The organism is Hyphomicrobiales bacterium (assembly GCA_016710435.1).
Lineage (GTDB): Bacteria > Pseudomonadota > Alphaproteobacteria > Rhizobiales > Aestuariivirgaceae > Aestuariivirga.
On record JADJVV010000005.1, the window covers coordinates 1 to 10,106 of the forward strand.

Annotated in this window: 17 protein-coding genes; all 17 read left to right on the plus strand. The window is 61.0% G+C overall.

All coding sequences use genetic code 11. The features are described 5' to 3' along the window. The first annotated feature begins 794 nt into the window (after positions 1–794). The 17 genes from IPM06_17175 to IPM06_17255 all read left to right on the plus strand — a co-directional run bounded on the left by IPM06_17175 (position 795) and on the right by IPM06_17255 (position 9,962). Positions 795–1,034, plus strand: coding sequence for a hypothetical protein (locus IPM06_17175; protein MBK8772135.1), 240 nt, complete (start codon positions 795–797; stop codon positions 1,032–1,034). Positions 1,035–2,177: 1,143 nt separating this feature from the next. Further along, the gene (locus tag IPM06_17180) at positions 2,178–2,369 is read left to right on the plus strand and encodes a hypothetical protein (protein MBK8772136.1); all 192 of its coding nucleotides are present in this window, start codon (positions 2,178–2,180) and stop codon (positions 2,367–2,369) included. Between the two features lie 564 nt (positions 2,370–2,933). Then, complete coding sequence (locus IPM06_17185) at positions 2,934–3,428, plus strand: hypothetical protein (protein MBK8772137.1); 495 nt, start codon at positions 2,934–2,936, stop codon at positions 3,426–3,428. A gap of 26 nt (positions 3,429–3,454) precedes the next feature. Then, positions 3,455–4,195, plus strand: coding sequence for a hypothetical protein (locus IPM06_17190; GenBank protein ID MBK8772138.1), 741 nt, complete (start codon positions 3,455–3,457; stop codon positions 4,193–4,195). Positions 4,196–4,227: 32 nt separating this feature from the next. Continuing rightward, the gene (locus tag IPM06_17195) at positions 4,228–4,509 is read left to right on the plus strand and encodes a hypothetical protein (GenBank protein ID MBK8772139.1); all 282 of its coding nucleotides are present in this window, start codon (positions 4,228–4,230) and stop codon (positions 4,507–4,509) included. Further along, positions 4,485–4,925 carry a hypothetical protein gene (locus IPM06_17200; protein ID MBK8772140.1) on the plus strand — a complete coding sequence of 147 codons (441 nt, stop codon included), beginning with the start codon at positions 4,485–4,487 and terminating at the stop codon, positions 4,923–4,925. Before IPM06_17195 ends, IPM06_17200 begins: the two co-directional genes overlap by 25 nt. Beyond that, positions 4,922–5,248: a hypothetical protein gene (locus IPM06_17205; protein ID MBK8772141.1), complete on the plus strand. Its 327-nt coding sequence runs from the start codon at positions 4,922–4,924 to the stop codon at positions 5,246–5,248. Before IPM06_17200 ends, IPM06_17205 begins: the two co-directional genes overlap by 4 nt. Further along, on the plus strand, positions 5,238–5,642 hold the full coding sequence (locus tag IPM06_17210; GenBank protein ID MBK8772142.1) for a hypothetical protein: 405 nt from the start codon (positions 5,238–5,240) through the stop codon (positions 5,640–5,642). The genes IPM06_17205 and IPM06_17210 overlap by 11 nt, the downstream gene beginning before the upstream one ends. A 10-nt stretch (positions 5,643–5,652) precedes the next feature. After that, positions 5,653–5,844 (plus strand): hypothetical protein, encoded by a 192-nt coding sequence (locus IPM06_17215; GenBank protein MBK8772143.1) that lies wholly within the window; start codon positions 5,653–5,655, stop codon positions 5,842–5,844. Positions 5,845–5,846: 2 nt separating this feature from the next. Beyond that, positions 5,847–6,794, plus strand: a complete 948-nt coding sequence (locus IPM06_17220) for a hypothetical protein (protein ID MBK8772144.1) — start codon at positions 5,847–5,849, stop codon at positions 6,792–6,794. Continuing rightward, the gene (locus tag IPM06_17225) at positions 6,782–7,282 is read left to right on the plus strand and encodes an HNH endonuclease (protein ID MBK8772145.1); all 501 of its coding nucleotides are present in this window, start codon (positions 6,782–6,784) and stop codon (positions 7,280–7,282) included. The genes IPM06_17220 and IPM06_17225 overlap by 13 nt, the downstream gene beginning before the upstream one ends. A gap of 49 nt (positions 7,283–7,331) precedes the next feature. Further along, positions 7,332–7,583 carry a hypothetical protein gene (locus IPM06_17230; protein ID MBK8772146.1) on the plus strand — a complete coding sequence of 84 codons (252 nt, stop codon included), beginning with the start codon at positions 7,332–7,334 and terminating at the stop codon, positions 7,581–7,583. Continuing rightward, complete coding sequence (locus IPM06_17235; GenBank protein ID MBK8772147.1) at positions 7,580–7,873, plus strand: hypothetical protein; 294 nt, start codon at positions 7,580–7,582, stop codon at positions 7,871–7,873. The genes IPM06_17230 and IPM06_17235 overlap by 4 nt, the downstream gene beginning before the upstream one ends. Before the next feature lie 18 nt (positions 7,874–7,891). Next, a complete protein-coding gene (locus tag IPM06_17240) occupies positions 7,892–8,089 on the plus strand; it encodes a hypothetical protein (protein ID MBK8772148.1) in 198 nt (65 codons plus the stop codon). Beyond that, entirely contained in the window at positions 8,086–8,790 is a 705-nt protein-coding gene (locus IPM06_17245; protein ID MBK8772149.1) for a hypothetical protein, read from the plus strand. Before IPM06_17240 ends, IPM06_17245 begins: the two co-directional genes overlap by 4 nt. Before the next feature lies 1 nt (position 8,791). After that, positions 8,792–9,088 carry a DUF551 domain-containing protein gene (locus tag IPM06_17250; GenBank protein ID MBK8772150.1) on the plus strand — a complete coding sequence of 99 codons (297 nt, stop codon included), beginning with the start codon at positions 8,792–8,794 and terminating at the stop codon, positions 9,086–9,088. A gap of 481 nt (positions 9,089–9,569) precedes the next feature. Then, on the plus strand, positions 9,570–9,962 hold the full coding sequence (locus tag IPM06_17255) for a 6-carboxytetrahydropterin synthase (GenBank protein MBK8772151.1): 393 nt from the start codon (positions 9,570–9,572) through the stop codon (positions 9,960–9,962). Positions 9,963–10,106 lie beyond the last annotated feature (144 nt).

Here is a 10,106-nt window from a genome sequence, read left to right on the forward strand (position 1 = left end):
ACCGACGGAATAATCGGAGCCGGTTACCCAGATGGGTGGACTGCATATGGGTGGCAGCGCGATGGGCGCCTATCTATTCGCATCGGATGCCGTGAAAAGCGCCTGAATGAAGGCCCGCGAATACTGGGCCGACAAGCGGACCGCCGTGAAGTCTTGGCGGCAGTCGAGTACGTCGCCGCAGTGGCGGTTATCCGCGGGTGGCAGCTATGAACCGCCCCGAACCATTTGCATGGCGTGAAGCCGTCGCGGTGCTTCGCAGTCCTGAACCTGCTGGCATACATGTTGTACGCGGCGACACGAGCGCCGGCGCACTACCACGCCATAATCGCGCACGGCCGCGCCCTCGCCGAGTGCCTGCACGATCGCCGCGCCGTATCCGGACTCGCGGCAGCGCATCAGCGTCGCCTATGATGAAGCGCACGGCAGGTGGAACTCATTTGATGCGATGGTGTCAGAACGTATTCAAGGCGAAGCCGCGCCCACAACGAAAGGGGAACCATGAAACCCAGAACCGCGGACAACGTCGTTATCGGCGCCGTGCTGGTCCTGCTCTGCACTACTGCCGCCGCGACGTGGGCGGCAGTCCACTACCGCGACGAAGCCCGACAGCCACGCGCCGCATGTACGGCCGCGCCCGCCGTTGTAAAATCAGCCAAGAGGATATGGACATGATCACCGCCACACTGCTCAACAACATGGGCACCGAGCACGCCCTGAACGCGCTGCGCCGAACTGCCGGATGACCTCATGTGGCTGGTCGACTGGGTTGAACGGCTGCACCCCAGTGACGACGAATGCGCCATCCTCGAGGCAGTGGAAGGGCAGGCTTCACGCCGGCCAGCATCGCCGCCCTGGGCGCCGCCGAGCTGGACATCGAGAACCTGGACACCACAGTCAAGATGATCGACGCGCTGGCCGACGCCGGCATCAACACCGTCGACAATCTCGGCGCCGCGCTGGCCCTCCTCGACAGATTGGAAGATGCTGGCGTAGAGACGCTCGCCCACCTTGACGCCATACTGGAGTCAACATAATGTTCGGCGCCGAAGGCGTCCGCGTGGGCTGACGGGTTGGGCGGCGAAATGAATCGCAGGACGCGAACAACAACTGATGGAGGCAATCATGGCCACTACTGGCTTGCTGCGGGCCTAGCGCGGCACCGGCTGAAATGCCCGGCTCATATAGAGCGTAGAGCCGGAGACAGCAGGGGGTTTGGCGCCCCGATGAAGTTGCGCAAGGGCAATGGCGTCGCCGGGTTGAAGCGTGGCCCGCGTGGACTGGTGACGCCCAACGTTTGAGTTGAGGGGCTGAGCGGCATTATCGCGTGGCTCGCTGGAACGATTAGTTAGAACGCATTTTAAGGAGAAGACGATGGGAAGAGAACTGAAGCGCGTGCCGTTGGATTTTCAGTGGCCGATGGACAAGCCGTGGAGCGGCTTCCTGAACCCACTACGCGAAGAGTCACAATTGCACCGCCTGCGGTGGCAGCGGAGCCACAACGGCAAGCCAGCGCCTTGGCGACCTTGTGTCGCTGTTGATGCTGTCTGGAACCGACGCTGCGAGGCGCATGCCACCCCATACTTGTGCGAGGCACCACTTTACCCGCACGCAAGGAAAGACGTGCGGCGCGGACGCATGGCAGAACTGACTGCTGGCCTTGCTGGCCGCACACCGTCCTTCATGGGGCACGACGCCTGCGACAAATGGTCTGCGGCGAAGAAGATCATTGCAGCAGCGGGACTGCCGGAAGAGTGGGGGACGGCCAGGAATGCAACGGTAACGGGACGATCTGGGAATCTCCTGAAGCCAAGCAGTCGGCCGAAGACTGGACGCGCACCCAACCGCCTACCGGCGACGGCTACCAGATTTGGGAGACTGTCAGCGAAGGCAGCCCGATTTCCCGGTGTTCGCCACGCCAGAAGAATTGGCGCAGCACATGGCCGGCACGCGATGGGGAGCCGACAAAGGCAGCAGCGTTGAAACGTGGTTGAAGTTCATCAACGGCCCCGGATGGGCACCAAGCATGGTGATTGACGCGAACGGCATCCGGAGCGGCGCAGATGCTGCGTTCTAACGTGTAGGTGACCGGCGCTGCGCGGCTTCATCGCGCAGCGTCCAGAGAGCGAAGCGAACGGGGTCGACCGTAGGGTTATGCCCCATGACTAAGGACGGAGACTATGTTTTTTGACATTGATAAACCGTTGCCACAAGTGCGGCCGGCAATCTTTCGGCGGGCAGTCACGGTGATTCTGTTCCTCGCGCTGGCCCTGCCGCTGGGCATGGCGTGGGGGCTGATACAGGGACTGACAACCGGGATGCATGAGGCGTGGATGTTCCTGCGCGACTGCTGGAACGGCGATGGGGCATAACGTGATGTGTTCGCCATCTGGCGTATAACTCTACCGCACCGACTCCACGCAATCCTGATGAAGCCGACGACACTGCCCGAACGTCTCGATAGCCTGGTACTCCCAGCGGCTAGCATGGCCCGCGGCCGCCGACACGCCGGCGCCTGACCCGACAACAGCAGGCCGACCTGCTGCTGTGGGTGCGGCAGCGCCACGCCCGGCGACGAGAAGGCTGGGCAGCCCGACCCGCTGTCGATCGACAGCCCACTCAAAAATGGAGGACGTGATGACGATGTTATCGGACTACCTGAAAGCTGAAGAGGCCGACGTCGACACCGACCCCGCGAGTACTGACCTGGCGGCGAGTCGTGCTGGTGGCGACGCCGGGCAGCGCTTCAGGATACCGCTAGCGACCGCGTATGGGGTTAGTCAGCGGGCAATAAGCCTAGTTGTTCGCAGGAAACCTACAAGGATGTTCCGGAATGGACGTAATTGTTGTTGACATAGAGACATACTACGCCGCCGACTACAACCTCTCGAATATGACGACAGAGGGCATACGTCCGCGACCCGCGGTTCGAGGAGATCCTGCTGGGCGTCAAGATCAACAACACCAAGGCGTTCTGGCTGCTACCCGACCGCGCCGCCGCGTTCCTGCAAGAAGAGGTCGACTGGGACAACACGGCACTCATTTGCCATCACAGCCACTTTGATGGCCTCATCCTCTCCCATCACCACGATCTCAAGCCGGCCCTGCATATCGACACGCTGAGCATGGCGCGCGTCCTAGATGGGCCGAAAGCCGGCAACTCCCTGCACGACCTCTGCATCCGCCACCTGCCCGGCCGCAAGGGCGACTACGTGACGTTCGCCAAGGGGAAGCACCGCGCCGATTTCAGCGCCGCCGAGATCCGCGAATACGGCGCCTATTGCGTCAACGACTGCGAGCGCACCTACGACCTGGCGCAGATATTCCTGGAGCAGATGCCGGCGGATGAACTGCGAGTTATCGACGCTGTAGTGCGTATGTTCACCGAGCCGTATTCCTGGGCGACGTCGACAGGCTCCGCGGCGCGGTAGCGACGGAGCGCCAGCGCAAGATCGACGTGCTGCGGCGCATCGGCATGCTGTGCCCAGTGTGCGGCGGCGATGGCACCCGACTTCGATCCTGCTGCTACCTCGCAGCCGACCTCGAGGGGCTCCCGTGCAAGAAGTGCGCGGGCACCGGCGTCGACAAGAAGATCGTGGGGTCCAACGACAAGCTCGCCGCCCTGCTGCGGGAGTACGGCGTCGAGCCGCCTGTAAAGACCAGTCCCACGACCGGCGAGCAGATCTACGCCTTCGCCAAGACGGACCACGGCATGCAGGATCTGCTGGAGGACGAAGACGAGGAGGTCCGGTGCGTCGCCGAGGCGCGCATAGCCGTGAAATCGAACATCGTCGAAACGCGAGCCGCACGGTACCAGCAGTGCGCCGAGCGCGGCGTGATGCCCGTGTACGTGTCCTATGGAGCCGCGCACACATTTCGCATGGGCGGCGGCGACAAGATGAACTGGCTGAACATCTCGTCCAAACACAACGAGAACCGCCCCGAACTCTCGGCCATCGCGGCGTCCATTATGGCGCCGCCCGGCCACAAGATCATCACGGCCGACTCGGGGCAGGGTGAAGCCCGCATCACAGCCTGGCTGGCTGGCCAGCACGACCTCGTGGAGGCGTTTGCCCAGGGTCGCGACGTCTACAGCGAGCACGCATCAGTCATTTATGGCCGGCCGGTTGATCGGAAACTGAAAATAGTTCAGCCAGACGGAAAGGTTTGGCGCCTGACCACATACCTGGCCAACTAGGCAAGGTTCAAATTCTGGGATGCGGCTTCGGAATGGGGTACCTGAAAGCCAGCGCCGAGCTGCTCAAGGGCATGCTGGGGGCGCCTCCCATCCAGTTCGGGATGGCCGACATGGAGACCCTGCAAGTCGACCCGAGTCGTTTCCTCAACAACCCGCGCAAGGTCAAGGAGGTATCCGAGTTACCAAGTCGTTTAAACCTAAACGATATGCTCATCCACGCCGCCGTGACTAATGCGCTGATTGATCGGTACCGCGCCAGGATGGACAAGATTGTCGCCTACTGGGGCCTATGGAGCAGGTCATTGACGCCATGATTGCCGGCCGTGAGATGGTGTTCGGCGCGCACGGCGTCATGCGTACCGCCAAGGACAAGATCTGGATGCCCAACGGCTTGGCCATGCGATACGACGGCATCTCGCGCGACGAGCACGGCCAGGCCAGTTACTTCAATGGTCGCAACCGGTTGAAACTTTTTGGCGCCAAGTTGGTCGAAAACACCGTGCAGTGCATCCACTACTGCATCGTTAGTCGGCAACTGCTGGAGATCAGGAACTTATTGATAGTGGCCCTGTCTACCTATGACGACGTCGTGACTGTAGTACCAGAAGACGCGGCGGCGGACGCGCTGGCGTTCATGGTTCAGGAGATGAGCAGGACGCCAGACTGGGCGCCAGGGCTGCCGCTCATCGGCGAAGGTAAAATTGGAGACACATTGAAGGGGGCATCATGATTTTGATCGGCCTGGCAGGAAAAGCAGGAAGCGGGAAAGATTCAGTCGCAGACTATCTCGTGCGGCACTATGGCTTCATCAAGTTCAGTTTCGCCGACGCCCTGCGCCGCGAAGTATCGGCGGCGTTCGGCGTCACTGAGGCCTGCTGCGCGACCGCGACACAAAGGAAATGGAAACGCCGCTGCTGGCGCTCCGGCATTGTTTCGACGCTGGATTCGTCCCCATCGCACGCGCTGAGATTGCCAAGTGGCATCATGACAGTTACTTCGACCTTGACGCCCTCCCGCTGTCGCCCCGTCAGGTTCTCCAGTGGTGGGGAGTGAATTCAGGCGCGCCCAGAACCTTGGCTACTGGCTTGACCGGGCCGATATCTGGATCGACCGGGTGCGTAGTCAGGCGCCGTACCCCGAATTCGTGCCGCAGCTCTTCGTGTGCTCCGACGTGCGGTTTGCGAACGAGCAGGAGTGGGTGCACATGTGCGGCGGCAACGTGTGGCACGTCTACAGGGACTCCGTCGCCGCCGTCTGTGCCCACGAATCCGAGAACCCGCTGCCGGTGCTCGCCGGTGAGCGCGAGATATTCAACAACCACACGCTGGAATATCTACACAAGGGCGTCGACCAGTTGTTGTCGTCTGCCGCCCGGTTCGTCCGCATGGAGCCGCCGGCACCGATGACGGAGCCGCAGTTTCCGGACTTCGACAACTTGGATGGGTGAGGGCAACAACATGGACAGCTATGAATGGCTGAGACTGTGCGCGGCGCGCTACCAGGCCTGCGGCGGCATGACCCCAGAACAGGCGCGGGAGTCCGCCGAGATCGCGCTGGAAGTAGAACTGGAATGCGGCGCCGGACTGAGCACCGACCCGGCAGCGGCGGCCGATGCGGACATCGAGTGTTGGGATAACGACGGAGACTAAGAATGAAGCCGCTCGTGATTTATCATGCCAACTGTGCCGACGGGTTCGGCGCCGCCTTCGCTGCCTGGCTCCGGCTGGGCGACAGCGCCGACTACGTGGCGTGCCAATACGGCGAAGTTACGACGCCGGCGGACTTCGACATGAAAGTCTCGCTGGCTGCAAAAGACAACGACGTCTACATCCTCGACTTCAGCTTCCCGCGCGAAGTGATGGACGCCTTGTTCGCGTCGGCCAAGCGCGTCGTCTGGCTGGATCACCACAAGACGGCGTTCGAGATGTGGACAGGGGGTTTCCGCAAAGGGGATCGTTGGACAGCCATACCTCAAGGCGGCGCTGATCCACTGAAACACTACATCGCCCTCGATGATAATTTCTCTGGCGCTTACCTTGCCTGGGAATACTTCTGCCCCGGCACCGAGGTTCCCAAGTTGATCCAACATATCGACGACTACGATCGCTGGCAGTTCCGGATCGATGGCACCAAGGAGTTCAGCAAGGCGCTGTGGAGCTACGCGCCGTGGTCGTTCGCGCAGTGGCGGGATAACTTTGCGCAGGACTCCGATGCCGAGGGGATGATTCACGAGGGCGCTGCCATCCTTCGCGCCCACGACCAGAACGTGCAGGCTGTGGTGAAGGGCGGCGCCAGGAAGTGCTCTGTCTGGAAGTTGGTGGATGGGGTCGAGATCGAATATCAATTCAACCTGCCTGGCCTCGCCGCCAACTGCCCGCCGCACCTGGCCTCTGATGTCGGCCACGAACTCGCTTGCAAAGTGGCACCTTCGGCCCTGTGCTGGACCCTGAACCAGACCAAGATGGTAGCCTACTGCTCGCTGCGTTCCAATGGCGACTACGACGTCAGCGCTGTCGCCAAGGCGTTCGGCGGCGGCGGACATCGAAATGCAAGCGGTATGGAAATAGACATACAAGTGCTCCTATCATGGCTTCGCTAGACTTCCACACCATTAGCAATACTGGCTGCTGGATATTCTCAGGTAAGCCCGGCCAAGACGGCTACGGGAAGCTGAAAGTGCGGGGTAAGACTGTTCGAGCCCACCGGCACTACTACACGGTGTATGTGGGGCCAATACCTTCAGGGCTGTGGGTACTACACAGGTGCGACACTCCCATGTGTGTCAATCCGCGACATCTATATGTTGGTACGCAGTTGGATAACGAGCATGATAAAGACGCCAGAGGGCGCAGGCCGCCGAGCCCTGCAATAACCCACCCTGAACGCATGCCGCGCGGTGCGGCGCACCCTCGCTTCGGTAAAGAGGGATGCCGCCCGCGGCAGCAGCGGCGCTACTGGCGGCCAACAAAGGGCGCCCTCTTACCACCCAACACAAAGAGCGCCTGTCTCCTCTTAACGCAGAACAGGTACTTAGAATCCGCGCAGACGCCAGGCCACAGCATGTTATCGCATCTGAATATGGAGTAGGGCAAATGACTATCAGCCGAATTAAACGCAGAGAACGGTGGGCACACATATGACCCCCTGGCAAGAGAAGAACAACATCGATGTGGCGTTTGGCATGGCCGATCGCAACGGCTTCCGGCTGATCCAGGACCATAATTATGGGGCCGGCATGATATGCCTCCAGACCAAGGGCGGCAACGAGCACGGCTTCGCCAACGACATCACGCTACAGACCTTCGAGGACTGGAAGCAGGCCGTCATGTTCCTGGCCGGCTGGGAGAAGCACGAACTCGCGGTTAAGCTTGGGAAGGTGAAGAAATGACTGACATCAAGGAACTCGCCTTGCGGGTTGGAAAAGAACGTGCCATGTGGATCAACGACGAGTGGATTATCGACTTCGCCCAACGCTTCCTCGCCGCCTACCTCGCGGAGCAGAAGCCGGTGGCAATAAAACTAGAGACTCAACAGTTCCAGTGCTTCCATGTATCCGCAGAGGATTTCAAACGACTAGAAGCATTACCAACAGGAACTAAACTATTCACCGCCCCACCCACACCCGCTCGGCGGCCCGAAAGGCTGGCAAGACGAACAGTTCCTCAACGAACTATGTAACGGAGACCTGGTAAAACTATGACAACCGAAACGATCCGGTTCTGTGAGTTCACTGGCGACGGCAAGCGCGCCTGGGACGAGGTCGGCTACAAAAGGAAATGCCCACACGTCGGCATCATGGATAACTGCCTGCTGCACAAGAAGCCTCTTGGGGAATTTGAGGGCTGGCGTGTGTGCTGCGCGGAATGCACGACACCCATACAGGTAAAACTATGACAACCGACTTCATCGCGTGGAGCCACAGCCGACGCAAAGATTGGATGGAATGTCCGCGGATGTTCTACCACAAGAACGTGGCGCCGAAGGGCTCGGCCGACCGCGTCGGGTTCGTGCAGACCGAGGCTATGCTGGCCGGCAACAGGATCGACGACGCCCTCACGCAGCGCATCGCCAAGGGCACGCCGCTGCCCGCGCAGTACGCGCCCTACGAACCCATGGCTGCCATGGTGCTCGCCGCGCCGGGCGTCAAGTACACCCAGCTCCGCGTCACCCTGGATCAGGCGTTCAAGCCGTGCGGTTACTTCGACCGGCAGGCGTGGTGCCGATCCATCTACGACGTCGCCGTCATCAACGGCAGCTATGCCTTCATTGGCGACTGGAAGGCCGGCATGATCTGGCCCGACAACGACCAGCCTGCGCTGTTCGCGGCGACGGCGTTCCACCAGTTCCCCGAACTCGAAACGATCGACACCAGTTACATCTGGCTCAAGCATGGCCAGACCAGTGACGAAACCTACCGGCGTCGGGAACTCCCAGATATCTGGGCAGTCCTACTTCCGGAAGTCGAGCGCCTGCAAGTCGCGTACCGAACCAACCACTGGCCGGCGGCGCCACGGCGCGGCGCCAAGTCGTGCCGGCAGTGCGGGGCGAACAAAGCCGGAATCTGTGATAAGGCCGAGGGGCCGCCAGGAGAGTGAGATGGATAAGGTATGGATCTCGGTAGAGGACAGGCTCCCAGTCAGCGGGATGCCCGTGCTGGTGGCGTGCGGCCGGCAGATCCTCCGCGCCGCACACGCGGCGAAGTTCGAGGTAGACGAGGACAACTACGGCTACTTCAACGACGGCGACGGCGCCGACTACGACGAGGTCACCGACACGACGTACTGGCCAGAGGGCTGGTACGAGTGGAACCAGTACGAGGAGATCCACTGGGCGATCGTGGACCATCCGGTAACACACTGGATGCTGCTACCGAATCTCCCCATCGCTGCGTGATGTACCCGAAGTACCGGCGCTGGTCGCTGCGCCTCGCCATCAACGCCCTGCTGCGGGAGAACGCCAGGCTGCGACGCCGGCTAATCGCGGCGCTCAATCGAATTGCTCAACTGGAGGGGAAATGAAGAACCTGGAGACAGAGAACCACGTTAAGGACGTCGTTCGACAGTGGTGTGACCGCCGCGACGCCTTCAACTTCGCCGTCGTTCAGACAGCGCTTGGCGTGCACGGCATACACGACAGGATCGCCGCCCTGCCTGTCGTCATCACGCCTGCGATGGTCGGCAAGAAGATCGGCGTGTTCCTGAGCATCGAGGCCAAGCGGCCGGGCCGCCGCGGCGAGCTGCGGCGCGGCATGTCGGCGCACCAGGAGGAGTTCATGATGGGCGTGCTCGGGGCCGGCGGGCTGTCCATCTGCTGCGACGGCTACGACGACCTGGCGGCACTGGAGGCCACCATTCGAGACTTGACGGGGAACATCATGGGTAAGCACTACTCTCGGATTGGCAAGCAGTATAGTTTCTCTGCGGCACATCAGTTACCGAGGGTTCCTGACGGCCACCCCTGCAAGCGCGTGCACGGGCATAATTATGTTGTGGAAATCGAAGTGCGCGGGGATACACAACCCAACGGGTTCTGTAATGGGCTCGACTTCTACGAAATCGACAAGCACTTCAAGCCGCTTGTCGACAGGCTCGACCACCAGAATCTAAATGACTTCATCGACAACCCGACCGCAGAGAACATTGCGCGGTGGCTCATGGATGAGGTCGCACTCAAGTTCATTTATTCTGTCACGGTGTGGGAAACTCCAAAATGCTGGGCGATGGCGGTCAATGCTGACGGGTTATTTGCCAAGGCGAATCGTGATTAAATATCATGGCGTGCCTTTCAGCGGATCTAATTCTGAGGCGGCCGAAGCGCTTATTGGACGGCACGCTTTCGTGTCGTTCGCGGCCCCGTCGCAGCTGGAAATATGCCTTTCGGTGTGCCAGTCAGTCGCCCTCGACAACGGCGC

Bases quoted from the DNA above. Each gene is read 5' to 3' on its own strand.
- IPM06_17175 (MBK8772135.1), top strand. From the start codon at position 795: ATGCGCCATCCTCGAGGCAGTGGAAGGGCAGGCTTCACGCCGGCCAGC.
- IPM06_17180 (MBK8772136.1), top strand. From the start codon at position 2,178: ATGTTTTTTGACATTGATAAACCGTTGCCACAAGTGCGGCCGGCAATC.
- IPM06_17195 (MBK8772139.1), top strand. From the start codon at position 4,228: ATGGGGTACCTGAAAGCCAGCGCCGAGCTGCTCAAGGGCATGCTGGGG.
- IPM06_17200 (MBK8772140.1), top strand. From the start codon at position 4,485: ATGGAGCAGGTCATTGACGCCATGATTGCCGGCCGTGAGATGGTGTTC.
- IPM06_17205 (MBK8772141.1), top strand. From the start codon at position 4,922: ATGATTTTGATCGGCCTGGCAGGAAAAGCAGGAAGCGGGAAAGATTCA.
- IPM06_17215 (MBK8772143.1), top strand. From the start codon at position 5,653: ATGGACAGCTATGAATGGCTGAGACTGTGCGCGGCGCGCTACCAGGCC.
- IPM06_17220 (MBK8772144.1), top strand. From the start codon at position 5,847: ATGAAGCCGCTCGTGATTTATCATGCCAACTGTGCCGACGGGTTCGGC.
- IPM06_17225 (MBK8772145.1), top strand. From the start codon at position 6,782: ATGGCTTCGCTAGACTTCCACACCATTAGCAATACTGGCTGCTGGATA.
- IPM06_17230 (MBK8772146.1), top strand. From the start codon at position 7,332: ATGACCCCCTGGCAAGAGAAGAACAACATCGATGTGGCGTTTGGCATG.
- IPM06_17235 (MBK8772147.1), top strand. From the start codon at position 7,580: ATGACTGACATCAAGGAACTCGCCTTGCGGGTTGGAAAAGAACGTGCC.
- IPM06_17240 (MBK8772148.1), top strand. From the start codon at position 7,892: ATGACAACCGAAACGATCCGGTTCTGTGAGTTCACTGGCGACGGCAAG.
- IPM06_17245 (MBK8772149.1), top strand. From the start codon at position 8,086: ATGACAACCGACTTCATCGCGTGGAGCCACAGCCGACGCAAAGATTGG.
- IPM06_17250 (MBK8772150.1), top strand. From the start codon at position 8,792: ATGGATAAGGTATGGATCTCGGTAGAGGACAGGCTCCCAGTCAGCGGG.
- IPM06_17255 (MBK8772151.1), top strand. From the start codon at position 9,570: ATGGGTAAGCACTACTCTCGGATTGGCAAGCAGTATAGTTTCTCTGCG.